The following is a 14,303-nucleotide window of genomic DNA, read 5'->3' on the forward strand; positions in this document are numbered from 1 at the left end:
CTCTTCTGCGCCCTCGGCGGCTCGGGCGAGATCGGCATGAACGTCAATCTCTATGGCGCGCAGGGCCGCTGGGTAATGGTCGACTGCGGCGTCACCTTTGCCGATCATCAATATCCCGGCATCGATCTGGTGCTACCCGACCTCGCGTTCATCGAGGAGCGGCTCGATACGCTCGACGGCATCGTGATCACGCACGGGCATGAAGATCATATCGGCGCGCTGCCGTATCTCGCCGACGATCTCGGCGTGCCGATCTATGCGACGCCGTTCACCGCCGGCCTCATCCGCCACAAGCTGGAGGAGGAGCGGATCGCCGACCGCATCGACCTGCGCGTGATCGAACCGGGGAAGACGTTTCGCGTCGGCCCGTTCGGGTTCGAGTTCGTGCCGATGTCGCACTCGATTCCCGAGGCGAACGCGCTTCTCATCGACACACCCCAGGGGCGCGTGTTCCACACCGGCGACTGGAAGCTCGATCCCGATCCGGTGATCGGCAAGCCCGCGCGCGCGGAAGAGCTGAAGGCGATCGGCGATCGCGGCATCGACGTGCTGGTGTGCGATTCGACCAACGTGTTCAACGACACCGCGTCCGGCTCCGAGAGCGACGTGCGCGGCGGGCTGATGGAGGCGATCGGCAAGGCGAAGGGGCGCGTGCTTGTCACCACCTTCGCCTCCAACGCCGCGCGGCTGCAGACACTTGGTGAAGTCGCGCGTGAGACCGGGCGCACCCTGTGCGTCACCGGCCGCTCGCTCGACCGCATCATCAAGGTCGCGCGCAGCTGCGGCTATCTGCGCGACTTCCCGGCGACGGTATCGCCCGACGAGGCGATGCGCCTGCCGCGCGACAAGGTGCTGATCGTCGCCACGGGCGGGCAGGGCGAGCCACGCGCCGCGCTCGCCCGCGTCGCGGAGGGCCAGCATCCGATCAAGCTCGACGCCGGCGATACCGTCGTCTTCTCGTCGAAGCAGATCCCCGGCAACGAGGTGGCGATCGGGCGCATCCAGAACATCCTCGCCGGTCGCGGCGTCGCGATGGTGACGGAGAAGCAGGCGCACGTCCATGTCTCCGGCCACCCCGGTCGGCCCGAGCTCGAGCAGCTCTACGGCTGGCTACGCCCACGCGTCCTCGTGCCCGTCCACGGCGAGATGCGGCATTTGATGGAGCAGGCGCGCTTCGGGCTCGCGCGCGGCATCCCGCGCACGCTGGTGCAAACCGACGGCGATCTGGTGCGCCTCGCGCCCGGTGATCCGGCCAAGATCGGTCACGCGCCCGTCGGTCGCCTCGTCCTCGACGGCGATGTGATCCTGCCGGCGGACGGCGGGACGATCAACGAGCGCCGGCGCCTGGGCGTCAACGGCCAGATCTCGGTTGCGTTCGCACTGGCGCAGGACGGCCGGCTCGCCGGCACGCCGCAAGTGCGGCTGCAAGGCATCCCGGTCGAGGAAGAGCGCGACGCGTTCATCGCCGAAGCTGAGGACGCGGCGGCGGAGGCGGCGCGCGGCCGCAATCGCGATCGTAATCGCGTACGCGAGGACGTGCGTCTCGCGGTGCGCCGCTGCGCGACGCGCTGGACCGGCAAGAAGCCGGTCGTCGACGTCCTGATGATCGAGGTGTGACGCGCCATGCGCTGGTCGTCCGCGCTCGCGATCTACATTTTGTTCTGGTCGTTCAGCGTCTTCCTGGTGCTGCCCTTCGGCGTCCGCACCACGGAAGAGGCTGGCGGCGACCGGATCCGCGGCCAGGCGGATAGCGCGCCGCACGAATTCTCGCTGAAGCGATTGATCGTGCGCGTGACGATCGTCGCGACGATCCTGTTCGGCCTGTTCTACGCCAATTATGTGTTCGACTGGATTACGCCGGCGATGGTCGACCTCACCAAATACTGAGGCACCGCCGGCGGCGAGCGGCAGGCGGCGGTGGCCGCTGCCCGCCACGTCGCTAGCGCAGCCGCTCGATCGCCTGCGCCAGTGCGACGTACAATTTGCCCATGTCCGACGACAGCAGCGTGACGCCGAGTGGCGAGCCGTCGCGCTGCGTCAGGATCGTGCGCAGCATCGCCTCGAAATCGTGGATGTAGCGGTTGACCTGGTCGCGGAAGCCGAGATCGTCGTCGTACAGGCGCGCGATCTCGCGCTGCTCGACGCCATCGAGCAGCCGCACCGCGCGCCGCGTGAAGACGCCGCGGTCGCCCTTCAGATACGCTGCCCAGGCACTGTCTGCGACGTCGGGCGCGAAGCTGCGCGTAATGTCGATCGCGGCCGAGTTGAGCGCCTCGATCAGCAGCGACGCGCGGCGGGCGAAGCTCTCCTGACTCGCTTCCTCCTGTTCGGCGCGCGCCACCTCGAGCCGCGTATCGACCGAGGCTGCCGCCGCGTCGATCGCCTTGATCTGCTCGTCGAGCCGCAGTGCGGCGCGGTTGGCTGCCTCCACTGCCGTCTCCGCACTGACGGCGATCTGCGCGATCTGACCGTCGAGCCCGGCGTCGACCGCGCGGCGCAATGCCGCCGCGCCCGATTGCTCCAGCGCCTCCGCCGCTTCGGGAATGACGCGCGCCAGCACCTCGCGCGCGTGATCCGCCGCCTGTGTCGCGGTGTCGCGGACGCGCAGCAGCGCCTCGAGCAGACGCGGCGCGGCTTCCTCGGCGAAGCGGTTCGCGCGGTCTGCCGCCTCGTCGACCATCTGCCCCATCGCATCGGCCTTGGCGCGGCCGGTCGACAGCGTCTCGAGCAGCGTACCGCTCAACGTGTCGACGTTGCTGCGCTGGTCCGCCACCACCTGCGCCACCGCCTCGATCGCGCTGTGTGTGCTCTCTGCCGCAGTGACGAGCGCGAGCAGTTCGGGTTTCGCCGCCACGACCACCGCCTTCGCCGCGATCACCCGCGCGTCGAGCCGGTCGACCGCGGCCGGCAGCGTCTCGTCGATCTCACGCGCAGCCGCGTCGAGCGCGAGCAGCAGCGATTCGGTGGTCGCGATCGCCTTGGTCGCCATCATGTCGCCGGCGACGAGCGCCTCGGTCATCGCGCCCGCCGAGCCGCCCAGCGCGCTGATCGACGCGGCGAGATGCTGCGACCGCTCGACGCCGAGCCGGTGCAGTTCGTCCAGCTCGCTTCCGACGCGTGCGATCCCCACTTCGAGGTCACCGACCAGGCCGTCCGCGTTCGACCGCTGCGCATCGAGCCGCGCGGTGATGCGGTCAATGACGATCTCGATCACCCCGATCCGCTCGGCGAGCGATTCGGCGCTCTCGCGCGCCGCGGCATCCAGCGCGGCCTGATTCGCGCCGACCATCGCGAGCATCGCGTCGCCCTGCGCGGCGATCCCCTTGCGCGATTCGTCGACCGCATCGGCGGTGCGCGACAGCAGGGCGTCGACCGCACCCGTCATCTCCGCCGTGACGGCCTCCAGCCGGACGCCCGCGGTCTCGCTGGTTGCCTCCATCCGCGCGATATGCGCGGCAAGCTTCTGTGCCGCGCCGCCGGCCATTGCTTCTGCCTCGCGCCCGCGATCGGCGAGGGCGACGATCTGCGCGTCGAGCGCTGCCGCCTGCTCGCCTGCGGCCAACCCGGCGCGCTCGATCTTGCCCGCCATCGTATCGGCCTCGGCCTGCGCGCGCGGCATCGTGGCGAGCAGCACCGACAGATTGTTCTGCGCATTGCCTGCCGCCTCGGCGAGCGAACGTGCGTGGACGTCGGCCTGGTCGATTTCTTCCGACAGGCCGCGACCAATCGCCGACAGCCGCGCAGTGGCCGCATCGCCGATCGTGCCCAACTGTTGCACCTGTTCCGCCAGCCGCAGGCGATTGTCCTCCAGCGCGGCGGCGAGCGCCCCTACCGTTTGCTCTAGCGCGGCGGCTTCGCCACGCATCGCCCGCGCGGTGGCGGCGAAGCGCATCGCCTCCGCCCGGCTCGTCCGCAGTGCGACCAACCACACCACGCCGGCCAGGACAGGTACCGCGACGAGCGCTGCGGCGAATTGCGCCACCGCCAAAGCCGTCATCGCCGCGAACTGCCCGCGCGCCAGCCAGATCAGCGCGACGACCCAGCCCAGCGATACCGCAGCAAGCGCGATCGGCCCGATATTGCGGAGCAGGGAGGGCGCGACATAGCCGTCCTCGACCTCTTCCGCAGGCTGGTCGAAGGCGAAATGCTCCGCCAGGGCGACGGGCGCCTCGGCCTCGGTCGGCTGCGGCTGATCGCTTGCGTCACGCGAGCGAAAATCGATCACTGATGGCCCCCCGGTCATGCCGCCGGGTGTATCACGATTCGATCGCGCCGAAAGCGAATAGCGGAAACTTGCGATTAAGCGTTGCCTGCTAGCGACTTGCTCCATGGCCTATGATCCCGGAGCTATCGATGCGACGCTCGCTGCGGCCGTGGGGGACGATCCGGCGTTGATCGCCGAGCTTCGCGCCTCCTTCGTCGAGAGCGCCAAGCGTGGGTTCGAGGCGCTCGCCGCCGCGTCGGACGACGAGGCGTGGCGGGCGGCGGCGTGGCGGCTGAAGGGGCTGGCCGCGAGTTTCGGCGCGGTGCGGCTGATGGCACTCGCGACCCAGGCGACCGCGCTCTCGCCGCAGGACGCCGCGATGCTGCGCAAGCTGCGCCGCGCGATCGACCGGCTGTAGCCGTATCGCTTGACGGGCGGCGTTGCCCAAGGGCGGGACAGCGCCTAAGCGCGCGGCAATGCTCGCCGGGCTAATCTTTGCCGTACAGGATGCCGAGGACCGGCCCGGCGCGCTTGCCGCCACCCTGCCGTTCGCCGGCATGACGGTGATCGAATATCAGGCACGGCTGCTGATCGAGGCGGGCGCGTCGCAGATCGTCGTCGTCGTTGCGCGATTGACGCCCGAATTGCTCGGCGCGGTCGCGCGGATCGGGCGGCGCGGCGTGACGATCGATACGGTACGCAGCGCGGCTGAGGCGTCCGCGCGACTGCACCCGCTGTCGCACCTGCTGGTTCTCGCCGACGGACTCGTCACGACGCAGGCGGTGTTGGCGCCGGTGGTGCGTACCCCGGGCGACGTCATGCTCGTCGTTGCAGAGAGTGAGGCTACCGCCGGCTACGAGCGTGTCGGCGGCGGCGATGCATGGGCCGGCCTTGCGCGGCTCGACGGGCGGCGTCTCGCCGAAGTGGCGGCGATGCCGCGCGATTATGACGTGCAATCCGCGTTGCTCCACGCCGCCGCGCAGGCAGGCGCGCGCCGGCTGGTGCTGCCGGATGACGAGGCGCAAGCCGGGCACGGCATCGAGCGGCGCCGCGATGCGCTGGAGGCACGCAGCCAAGCTGTGGTGTCCGCCACGCTGGCCGCGCGGACCGGCTGGTTTGATCGCTGGATCGTGAAGCCGCTCGCCCGGCTTGCTTTGCCGCCGCTGATGCGCCGCCACGTGCCGACGCCGGCGCTGGCGGGCGCCGCCGCGCTCGTCACGCTCGGCGGGCTCGGCGCCTTGTGGGCGGGGCAGATGACCGCGGGGCTGCTTGCCGCGCTGGCTGGCGTGGCAACCGCCGCGCTTGCTTCCAGCTTCGCCTGGCTGCGCGACGAGACCGCGCTGGCGCGGTGGCTCGGCTGGCTGAGTCTCGGCACCCCTGCCGCCGCCGCGCTGCTGCTCGGCCACATCCTCGACGCCGAGACCGGAGAGCGGACCGCAACGGTGCTCGCGCTTGCGCTGATCGTCGCGGGCGGGCTGGGGACGCGCGCGATCGGTGAGGCCCGCGAGCCGTGGTGGGGCGATCCGCCGGGCTACCTGCTGCTCCTTGCCGCTGCGACGATCCTCGGCCTGCCGCTGCTCGGGCTCGCACTTACCGGCGTTTATGCCGCCGTGACGCTTGGCCATGCGATCGAGCGGCTTCGTGCGCGAGGCTTAGCAGCGCTTTAACGCAACGCTTGCTAGAGCCGCCACCATGTCGGCCGATCCCAACGACGCCTTGCGCGCGCCCCAGGTGACCGTCGCGCCGCTCGTCGCGCGCGCGGCGGTGGCCGATCGTCGTGCCGATCGGCGGTTGCAGACCGCGATCGAGGACTTCTTCCTGGCCGAGAACGATCGCCTCGACGATCGCACCCGCGCCGCGATCGGCACGCTGCTTACCGATGCGATCGGCGCGATCGCGGGTGAGATCGTGGGTCATGCGGCGCGGCAACTCTCGGGCCAATGGCCGCGGCCCGGCGGGGCAGGGCTCGTCAGTCGGCTGAGCGCGTCGGGCCTTCTGCGCGACGCGGGATTGATGAGCGAGCTGCTCGGACAGACCCGGCAGGATCTTCTCGCCGATGCTCTGCGCAGCAATCGTGCGCCCGGCGCGCAGCCTGTGCTGCTGGCGCAGCTCGCCGGCTGTGGTGACGGGGTGATCGCCGCCGCCGCCCGGCTGTATCTTCAGACGGAGAACCGGCGTCGAACCGTGGGCGGCGCGCATGGCAGCGATTTTCCCGCTCACCTGCATCGCCAGCTGATCTGGTGGACCGCGGCGGCGGTACGCGAGCAGCTGATCGCCGCAGGCGGACGACTTGACCGGCTCGATCGCGCGCTCGTTGCCGGGGCGCAGCGCAGCATCGCCGCGCACGACGACGATGATCGGCTCGACGCCGTCGCGCTGCGGCTCGCCGCCGCGATCGACGCGCGGCCGGAGGAACTGCCGGATCTGCTCGCCGGTGCGCTTGACGAGGGATATCCGGCCCTGTTTTGTGCGATCCTCGCACACGCACTCGGCATCGATTTCGGCGAGGCGCGCGCGCTGGTGCTAGATCCTGAGGGCGACGTGCTGTGGTTTGCCCTGCGTGCGCATCACGCAGATCGCGCGTCGATCGCGCGGGTCGGGCTGGCGCTCGCCGACGCCGATCCGCGCCGCGACATCGAGGCGTTCGCCGACGATCTCGACGCGATCGCCGCGATAACCCCCGATGATGCGCGCGTCGCGCTCGCCACGCTGTCGCTGCCGGCAGATTTCCGCGCCGCGGTGCGCGCGCTCGGGCGGATCGGCGCGTGATGATGATCGATCCACCGATCGTGTCGGCGAAGCTCGACGCCGCCGATCGCCTGATCGACGCTGATCCCGCCTTCCTCGCGCTCAACGAGCGTGCGGGTGGCGCGATCGGCGCAACGCTGGCGACGCCGCAGCTCGCCACGATGGTGCGGCTCGCCCGGCGGCTGCGCATCCTCGTCTCGCGCGCCGTCACGATCGCCGACGCCGACCTCGATCTCGACTGCTGGGTGCGCGCGACGCCGACCGACCAGGGCGTGTCGCTGGCAATCTCGCCGACGCGTGAACGGCCCGCGTGGCGGTCACCCAGCGCGAGCGGCGCGGTGCCGCCGCCCGCCGATGCCGATTGGATCTGGGAAACCGATGCCGGCCTGCGCCTGCAGCGCATCGCACCCGATGCCGGCGCCCGCTTTGGCTTCGATGCCGACGCAGCGCTCGGGAAGCCGTTGACCCGCCTGTTCGCGCTCGAAGGCGGCGACGACGGCGTGCTGACGCTGCTCGAGGCGGTGGCGGCGGTCGAGGATTTCGACGGCCAGCCCGCCGTGCTGCGCGAGAGCGGCGCGGCGGTGACGCTAGCCGGGCACGTCCGCCGCGACGGCAGCGGGGCGTTCGCCGGGTTCGTGGGTGGCACGTTCCACGAATGCGTTTCGTCCGCGCGGGAGGTGGAGGCGCTCGGTGACACGTTCAATCGGCGGCTCGACACGATCCTGCGCGGCCCGCTAGGACGGATCGTCGCCAATGCCGACAGCATCAATGCCGGCACCGAGGGCCCGATCGATCCGCATTACGCCGATTATGCCGCGGATATCGCCAGCGCCGCGCGTCACCTGATGGGACTGATCGACGATCTGGCCGACATGCAGGCGATCGAGCGCGACGACTTCACCGTCGAGGACGAGGGCATCGACCTTGCCGACGTGACACGGCGCGCCGCGGGTCTGCTCGCGGTGCGTGCCGCGCACGGCGACGTCACGATCGACCGCGGCGATCTCGATACGCCGCTCGCCGCGCACGGCGAGTTCCGCCGCACGCTGCAGATCATGGTCAATCTGATCGGCAACGCGGTGCGCTACTCGCCGCGCGGCGCCACGATCTGGCTCAAGCTGCAGCGCGACGGGGACCGCGCGATCGCGATCGTCGCCGATCAGGGCAAGGGGATCGCGCCCGAGGATCACGAGCGTATCTTCGGCAAGTTCGAGCGCGTCGATCCCGCCGAAGCCGGCGGCAACGGCCTCGGCCTCTACATCGCGCGCCGCTTGGCGCGCGCGATGGGCGGGGACCTGACGGTGGACAGCGCCCCGGACGCCGGCGCGCGCTTCGTGCTGACGCTGCCCGCCGCCTAGCGGATCCGGTACAGCCGCAGCGGCGACCCCTTCGGCATCGGTACCGACTGGAGCCAGTCGAACGTCTCGCCATGCGCCAGCCGATCGTAGAAGCCCCCGGGCGCGCGATCGCGATAGACGGTCGACTCGGCCATGTTCGGGCAAACCAGCATCAGCGTCGCGCCATGCCGCTTCATGATCGCGCGCGCCTCCGCCGGTGAGCGCTTGAAGGCGTGCTGCACGTCGAGGATCGCGTCGCCGTTGCGGTGATACGGCCCGGCGATGGCATTGTGATGTGTGAGGGTGATCAACCGCGGCCCGAGATCGACGAAGGTGAAGATCGTCTGCCGCGGCAGGCGGTTGAGCGGGTCCATCGCCGGCAGCGTCAGGCACCGCCCGGTCGCCCGGTTGACGCGCTGGACGTACGGTTTGGGACGATCGATCGGGAACCACTGGAGCGCCAGCCCGGCGAACAGGCCGGAGATCGCGATGAATACCGCGACGGTGCCGAACACGCGCACGAACAGCGATCGGTGCCGCAGCAGCCACGGCAGGATCAGCCAGCCGAGCGCGGTGACGCCTGGGATCGCGAGGACCTGTGCCGCCGGCCCTGCGCGCACCTGCCACAGCAGCATCGCGATGGCGAAGACAGCGAACAGCGTGACGCACGCCCAGCCGAGTGCGCTGGGCGTACGTCGCGCGCGCCACGTCGCGATCAGCGCGCCGATCAGCCCCATCGTCGGCAGCGCCATCAGCGGCAGCCCGACGCGAAGCGGGTGGCGATAGATCGGCTTCGCCTCACGCACGTTGCCCAGCCAATTGTTGTAGAGCTCGTCGGACACCTGCTCGGGCCGGCCGAGGCATTGCGGGAAGAGCAGGGCGAAGCCGATGACGATGATCGCGCCCGCCGCCACGGCCAGCGCCAACCGCACGCTGCGACGGCGCGGCGAGGCCATCGCCAGCAGCGCGAGCAGCGCCCCCGCCGCGACGAAGACACTGAGCCAGATCGGGGTCAGCGCGTCGCAGCGCATCACGCGGTTCGCTTCGGACGCGAAGATCGCGAAGCCCGCCGCGCACCCGCCGCCGAGCGCCAGCGCGTAGGTAAGCAGCCGCTGCCGCTCGGCCGCGTCCCATACCCGGCGCAACGCGATGATCGCGCCCGCCATCGCGCAATAGGGTAGCATCTCGAGCCCGATCGTCAGCGATACGGCGCTCGCCAGGCCGACCATCGCACCGCCGCGCGGGCCCCTGGGATCGCACAAGCCGGCTACCGTCAGGCTCAGCATCGCCAGCTGCCAGCCGTGATGATCGATGCGATCGGGCATGAACATCAGCAGCGCGACGGTTGATCCCATCATGAAGACGATCGCGAGCGGCCAGGCGGTCGGCGCGACCAGCCGCCGCACCGTCGCGCCGATGCCAAGCAGCGTCACCGCGAGCGGGATCAGCGGGGCGATGCCGCAGGCCAGCTTCTCCGCCTCCGCGTTGCCGACGAACGGCCGCAGCAGCAGGATCAGGCCTGCGATCGGCAGATCGACGATGCGCGACCAGTGGATGTCGAACCCGCCCGGCGGATTGAGGCGATAGTTGCGCAGATCGTACCAGCCCTGGCCGCCGAGCAGCGCGCGCACCTGCATCAGCCGCATATTGTCGTCGGTATCGCCCAGCGACAGCCAGTGGATCGCGCTCCAGCGCTGCCACACGTAGAAGATCGCGACGACGACCCAGGCGATCAGCGTCAGACGGATCCAATGACGGTCGAGTTCGGCGGCGAGCGCCGGGGGCAGGGCGGGTGCGCCCTTCGTATCGTTCAAAACTCTTCCCTCGATCCGCCGCGCACTTTAGGAGCCCCGCCACCACCCGTTTCCCTGGCCAGGCCGGAAAGCGGTGCATCGCCTCTAATCCGGGGGGCACAAAGGGCAAGGCGTGGACGCGGTTCGCAACAAGTTCCTGACGGCGCAGAACCGGGAGACGTTCTGGCAGATCGTCCGCTTCGGGATCGCCGGCGGGCTCGCCACCATCTGCTATGCCGCGGTCTATTCGCCGCTCGCGGCGTTCAAGATCACGTCGGAACAGGTCGCCAATATCGCCGGCTACCTTGTCGCGATGCTGTCGGGCTACGTCCTCCACAGCAAGTGGAGTTTCCGCGGCCACAATGCTTCCGCCAGATCGTCGGCGCCGAAGTTCTTCGCCGTCTCGCTCGTCAGCTACGCGGTCAACACCTTCTGGGTGTGGCTGTTCACCGACGATGCGATGCTGGCCGGGCCGTGGTGGTGGCCGCTGATCCCGATCGTGCTCGTCACGCCGCTCGTCACCTTTGCACTCAATCGTCTGTGGGTATTCGCCTGATATGGATCGCCGCGTCTACGATCGCATGGCCGAGCACGATTCCACCCATTGGTGGTATCGCGCGCGCCGCGACATCCTGGCCGATTATCTGACGCGTGAGGGGCGGCTGCCGGCAAAGGCACGCATCCTCGAGATCGGCTGCGGCACGGGGCACAATTTGCCGATGCTCGCGGCGTTCGGCGAGGTTGACGCGATCGAGATCGATCCCGCGGCACGTGGCATCGCCGGCCGGCGGCTCGGCAAGCCGGTGGGCGACAGCCCGCTGCCGTCGCTACCCGGCGTACCCGACGCGCATTACGACCTGATCGCCGTTCTCGACGTGGTCGAGCATATTGAGGACGATGTGGCCGCACTCGCCGCGATGCGCGCGCGGCTCGCACCCGGCGGGAAGATCCTGATCACCGTGCCCGCGCACCAGTGGATGTGGAGCGCGCACGACGTCGTCAACCATCACCATCGCCGCTATTCCAAGTCGACGCTGGTAAAGGCGATCGAGGCCGCCGGACTGCGCCCGCGCAAGCTCGGTTACTTCAACTCGCTGCTGTTCCCGCTCGCGGCGGGCGCGCGGATCGCGGGGCGGCTGACGGGGCGCGACGACAGCGACGATTCGCCGCCGCCACCGCTGGTGAACAAGCTGTTCGAGACGATCTTCCGGTTCGAGCGGCACATGGTCGGCCGACTGCCGATGCCGCCCGGCGTCTCGATCGTGACGCTCGCCGAACCCGCCTGATCGCTCAGCCGCGTTCCTTGCGGGCGATCGCGCTGTCGGGAATGCGCGTGTGCTCCGCCTGGAAGCCGAGCGTCGCGCGGCGATGCACCGCGCCGGCGATATCGGCGACGAGGTACAGCGGGCGTCGCTTCGATTCGATGTACAGCCGCCCGATATATTCGCCGATCATGCCGAGCACGAACATCTGCACCGCGCTAAGCACCGTCACGACGAGCATCGTCGACGTCCAACCCTGCACCGGATCGCCCTCGAAATAGCCCCAGGCGATATAAACGAGCAGCAGCAGCGACAGCCCGGCGAGCGCGACCGACGCGTGGCTCGCGAAGCGCAGCGGCGCGGTGGAGAAGCCCGTCACCGCGTCGAACGCCAGCCGCAGCATCTTGGAGATCGGATAGTTGGTCTCGCCCGCGTGCCGCTCGGCGCGGTCGTAGGGGAAGGGGACCTGGCGGAAGCCGACCCATGCCACCATCCCGCGAATGAAGCGCGCCTGTTCGGGCAGCGACAGCAGCGCGTCGAGCGCGCGGCGCGACATCAGCCGGAAATCGCCGGTGTCGAGTGGTATCTCGGTATCGGTCAGCCGATCGAGCAGGCGGTAGAAGGCAGCGGCCGTGGCCTTCTTGAACAGCGTCTCGCCGGCGCGCTTGCGCCGCACCGCATAGACGACGTCGGCGCCCTCGCGCGCCATCACGGCGCGCATGTCGGAGAGCAGCTCGGGCGGGTCCTGAAGATCGGCATCGATGATCAGGATCTGCTCGCCCGAGCACAGGTCGAGCCCGGCAGTAAGCGCGAGCTGGTGGCCGTGGTTGCGCGACAGGTTGATCGCCACCAACCGCGGATCGCTGGCGGAGAGATATTGCATGATCGACCAACTGTCGTCGCGCGACCCGTCGTTGATAAGCACGATCTCATGGTCGTCACCGACCGCAGCGGCGGCGGCCGCCGCCACCCGCTGGTGCAGCAGCGGCAGGTTGGCGGCTTCGTTGTAGCAGGGAATGACGATCGAGAGGGCGGGACGGTGCATGATCGGGGCGGTCTTACAGACCGCCCCGCCTGAAATCACGTGGAACTTCGGCGGCAACGCCCGCCGATCACGCGAGCCGTGCCTGCTCCTCGACCAGCCGCTCGAGGATCGTCAGCGGCACCGCGCCGTAACGCAGCACTTCGTGGAACTGCTTCAAGTCGAAGCGGTCGCCGCGGATCTTCTGCGCGGTGGCGCGGGCGCGCTGCCACGCCGCATGGCCGACCTTGTAGCTGCATGCCTGCCCCGGTTGTGTGCAATAGCGCTCGACCTCACGCTGCGAGCGCGGGCGCGCGAAGCCGACCGTCTGCACCATGTAGTCGGTCGCCTGATCGCGCGTCCACCGCTTGGTGTGCAGCCCGGTGTCGATCACCAGCCGCGCGGCGCGGAACAGATAGCTCTGCAGGAAGCCCGCGCGCTCGAGCTCGCTGGCATAGCCGCCGAGCTCGTCCGCCACGCTCTCGGCATAGAGCGCCCAGCCTTCGGAATAGGCCGAGAAGAAAGTGAGGTTGCGCAGCAGCGGCTGCGGCGCCTTCTGCGCGATCGAGATCTGGAGGTGATGCCCCGGCACGCCTTCGTGATAGGTGAGGCTGGGCAGCGAATATTTCGGCCAGTCGCCGACGCTTTTGAGGTTGATCCAGTAGATCGCCGGGCGTGAGCCATCGAGCGCGGCGCGGCTGTAATAGCCGTTGGATGCGCCGTCCTGAATGTCGACCGGCACTGCGCGGATCTCGAGCGGCTCGCTCGGCGGATTGATGAACGCCTGCGCGAGCTTCGCCGTCATCGCGGCATTGCCCTCGTTCAACCCGCGGATCAGGTCCGCACGCCCGGCGGCGGTGTCGGGATAGACCTGATCGGCGCGCACGTTGAGCACGTTGAGCCGCTCCGCGACGCTGCCCTGCGTCAGTCCCTGCTTGCGCAGGATCGCGTCGAGCTCGGCGGAGATCTGTGCGACCTGCTCGAGCCCCATCTTGTGGACCTCGTCGGGCGTGTACTTGGTCGTCGTCGCCTGTTCGAGCGCGGCGGCGTAGATCGCGTCACCCTGCGGCACGTCCCACACGCCCGCCGAGCTGCGCGCCTTCGGGCGCAGCGACTTCATCAGCGCGATCTGCCGGTCGAGCGCGGGATACACCTGCGCCTCGACGATCTTCGCCGCGCGCGCCTGCCAGTCGCCCGCGATGTTTTTCGCCGCCGCGCGCTTGGCCACCGACTGTGCGAGGCCGCTGTCAGCCGCCGGCTGACCGCGCAGCTTCGCCATCTGCCCCAGCGTCAGATCAAGCGAGAAATCGGGCGCGAGATAGCCGCGCGCCGCCTCTTCCTTTTGCTCGGCGCTATCCTGATCGAGCCGCGTCGCGAACGCCGACAGGCGATCGAGATACGCCTCGCAATCGTCCGTCGTGTTGATCGTGTGCGCCGAGTTCAGGAAGTCGGGCGTCGAGAAATAGGCGCCGCCCTGCTGGAAGATGGTGAACGGGCGCTGCACCGAATCGAGCTTGAAGCGATCGTAGGGCAATGCGTAGCTGTTGAGCGAATAGAGGATCACCTCCCGGTCGAGCTTCGAGCGCGTCGACAGCGGCGCGGGATCGACCGCCTGGATCGCGGCGATCGACTGCTTGAGTTCGGCCTGATCGCGCGCCTTCGCGGCGGGCGAATTGTCCGACAGCTGGTGCTTCAGTCGTGCGTTCGGGCCCTTGTCCATGCCGAGCGAGGTCGCGAGTTCGGGCGAGCGCTGCAGCGTCTTGGCGAAGACCTGATCGAAGATCGCGTTGAGCTTGGCATCCGCCGGGCTAGCGGGCGCGGCGCCGGGGGCGGCGCGCGAGGCGGCGGCTTGCGCGCGGAGCGCTTCGGGGATCAGCGCGATCGCGGAGGCGGCACCGGCAGAGGCGAGGAAGGAACGACGATCCAAGAACTTGGCCC

At 69.5% G+C, this 14,303-nt stretch carries 12 protein-coding genes; 8 read left to right on the forward strand and 4 right to left on the reverse strand.

All coding sequences use genetic code 11. The features are described 5' to 3' along the window. Positions 1–36: 36 nt before the first annotated feature. A complete protein-coding gene (locus F1C10_RS00530; protein ID WP_258042990.1) occupies positions 37–1,617 on the forward strand; it encodes a ribonuclease J in 1,581 nt (526 codons plus the stop codon). 6 nt (positions 1,618–1,623) lie between these two features. Continuing rightward, positions 1,624–1,887 carry a DUF1467 family protein gene (locus tag F1C10_RS00535; protein ID WP_185207861.1) on the forward strand — a complete coding sequence of 88 codons (264 nt, stop codon included), beginning with the start codon at positions 1,624–1,626 and terminating at the stop codon, positions 1,885–1,887. A gap of 52 nt (positions 1,888–1,939) precedes the next feature. Here F1C10_RS00535 and F1C10_RS00540 read toward each other — a convergent pair whose 3' ends face one another. Continuing rightward, a complete protein-coding gene (locus F1C10_RS00540; protein ID WP_185207863.1) occupies positions 1,940–4,243 on the reverse strand; it encodes a hypothetical protein in 2,304 nt (767 codons plus the stop codon). Positions 4,244–4,328: 85 nt separating this feature from the next. Between F1C10_RS00540 and F1C10_RS00545 the strand changes: the two genes are divergently transcribed. Genes F1C10_RS00545 through F1C10_RS00560 form a run of 4 tightly spaced genes read left to right on the forward strand, consistent with a single transcriptional unit; the run spans position 4,329 to position 8,310 of the window. Then, the gene (locus tag F1C10_RS00545; RefSeq protein ID WP_185207864.1) at positions 4,329–4,622 is read left to right on the forward strand and encodes an Hpt domain-containing protein; all 294 of its coding nucleotides are present in this window, start codon (positions 4,329–4,331) and stop codon (positions 4,620–4,622) included. Positions 4,623–4,680: 58 nt separating this feature from the next. Continuing rightward, positions 4,681–5,871: a hypothetical protein gene (locus F1C10_RS00550; RefSeq protein WP_185207866.1), complete on the forward strand. Its 1,191-nt coding sequence runs from the start codon at positions 4,681–4,683 to the stop codon at positions 5,869–5,871. 25 nt (positions 5,872–5,896) lie between these two features. Continuing rightward, positions 5,897–6,973, forward strand: coding sequence for a DUF2336 domain-containing protein (locus tag F1C10_RS00555; protein WP_185207868.1), 1,077 nt, complete (start codon positions 5,897–5,899; stop codon positions 6,971–6,973). Between the two features lie 2 nt (positions 6,974–6,975). Continuing rightward, positions 6,976–8,310, forward strand: coding sequence for a HAMP domain-containing sensor histidine kinase (locus tag F1C10_RS00560; RefSeq protein WP_185209982.1), 1,335 nt, complete (start codon positions 6,976–6,978; stop codon positions 8,308–8,310). Here the strand turns inward: F1C10_RS00560 and F1C10_RS00565 are convergent. Then, positions 8,307–10,103, reverse strand: a complete 1,797-nt coding sequence (locus F1C10_RS00565) for an AcrB/AcrD/AcrF family protein (RefSeq protein WP_258042991.1) — start codon at positions 10,101–10,103, stop codon at positions 8,307–8,309. The genes F1C10_RS00560 and F1C10_RS00565 overlap by 4 nt on opposite strands. A 112-nt stretch (positions 10,104–10,215) precedes the next feature. Here F1C10_RS00565 and F1C10_RS00570 point away from each other — a divergent pair, with 112 nt between their 5' ends. Both F1C10_RS00570 and F1C10_RS00575 read left to right on the forward strand, forming a co-directional pair. After that, complete coding sequence (locus F1C10_RS00570; RefSeq protein ID WP_258042992.1) at positions 10,216–10,638, forward strand: GtrA family protein; 423 nt, start codon at positions 10,216–10,218, stop codon at positions 10,636–10,638. 1 nt (position 10,639) lies between these two features. Next, positions 10,640–11,368, forward strand: a complete 729-nt coding sequence (locus tag F1C10_RS00575; protein WP_185207869.1) for a bifunctional 2-polyprenyl-6-hydroxyphenol methylase/3-demethylubiquinol 3-O-methyltransferase UbiG — start codon at positions 10,640–10,642, stop codon at positions 11,366–11,368. Between the two features lie 4 nt (positions 11,369–11,372). On the opposite strand, the gene F1C10_RS00580 is transcribed toward F1C10_RS00575, so the two are convergent. Together F1C10_RS00580 and F1C10_RS00585 are read right to left on the reverse strand one after the other, a co-directional pair. Further along, complete coding sequence (locus F1C10_RS00580; RefSeq protein WP_185207871.1) at positions 11,373–12,389, reverse strand: glycosyltransferase family 2 protein; 1,017 nt, start codon at positions 12,387–12,389, stop codon at positions 11,373–11,375. A 67-nt stretch (positions 12,390–12,456) separates the two neighbouring features. Further along, entirely contained in the window at positions 12,457–14,292 is a 1,836-nt protein-coding gene (locus F1C10_RS00585) for a DUF885 family protein (protein WP_185207873.1), read from the reverse strand. Between the last annotated feature and the right edge of the window lie 11 nt (positions 14,293–14,303).

It is taken from the genome of Sphingomonas sp. NBWT7 (assembly GCF_014217605.1).
Classification (GTDB): domain Bacteria; phylum Pseudomonadota; class Alphaproteobacteria; order Sphingomonadales; family Sphingomonadaceae; genus Sphingomonas.